The following is a 1,146-nucleotide window of genomic DNA, read 5'->3' as shown; positions in this document are numbered from 1 at the left end:
CCGTTACCCCTTGCGGGAGTTGGTGACCTCCTCGGACCCCCTGCCGTTGCAGGTCGAGCGGGAGCGGGCCCTGTACGGCGCCTGGTACGAGTTCTTCCCGCGCTCCGAGGGCACCCCCGAGCGCCCCCACGGCACCTTCCGCACCGCCGCACGGCGACTTCCGGCCATCGCGGGCATGGGCTTCGACGTGGTCTACCTGCCCCCGGTCCACCCCATCGGCCACACCTTCCGCAAGGGCCCCGACAACACCCTCTCCGCCGGACCCGAGGACGTCGGCGTGCCCTGGGCGATCGGCTCCCCCGAAGGCGGACACGACGCCGTCCACCCCGACCTCGGCACGATCGAGGACTTCGCCTGGTTCGTACAGGAGGCCGCGGGGCTCGGCCTGGAGATCGCCCTCGACTTCGCCCTGCAGTGCTCACCCGACCATCCCTGGGTGCACAAGCACCCGGAGTGGTTCCACCACCGCCCCGACGGCACCATCGCCCACGCGGAGAACCCGCCGAAGAAGTACCAGGACATCTACCCCATCGCCTTCGACGCCGACCTGGACGGCCTCATCGCCGAAACGGTACGCGTCCTGCGGCACTGGATGTCCTACGGCGTGCGGATCTTCCGCGTCGACAACCCGCACACCAAACCGGTCGTGTTCTGGGAGCGGGTGATCGCCGACATCAACCGCACCGACCCCGACGTCATCTTCCTGGCCGAGGCCTTCACCCGGCCGGCGATGATGCACACCCTGGCCCAGATCGGCTTCCAGCAGTCGTACACCTACTTCACCTGGCGCACCAGCAAGCAGGAACTCACGGAGTACCTCACCGAACTGTCGGGTGAGGCGGCCTCCTACATGCGGCCCAACTTCTTCGCCAACACCCCCGACATCCTGCACGCCTACCTCCAGCACGGCGGCCGGGCCGCCTTCGAGGTCCGCGCGGTACTGGCCGCCACCCTCTCCCCCACCTGGGGCATCTACAGCGGCTACGAACTGGGCGAGAACACCCCCCAGCGCGAGGGCAGCGAGGAGTACCTCCACTCCGAGAAATACCAGCTGCGCCCCCGCGACTGGGACACCGCCGCCCGCGAGAACCGCACCATCGCCCCCCTCATCACCAGGCTCAACACCATCCGACGCGACCACCCGGC

At 69.0% G+C, this 1,146-nt stretch carries 1 pseudogene; it reads left to right on the top strand.

What is annotated here, in order from left to right:
• A pseudogene (locus ACFYWX_RS47750) lies at window positions 1–1,146 on the top strand (alpha-1,4-glucan--maltose-1-phosphate maltosyltransferase); the annotation flags it as partial.

Source organism: Streptomyces sp. NPDC002888, assembly GCF_042888465.1.
Lineage (GTDB): Bacteria > Actinomycetota > Actinomycetes > Streptomycetales > Streptomycetaceae > Streptomyces.
This window is presented reverse-complemented; position numbering and strand designations above follow the sequence as displayed.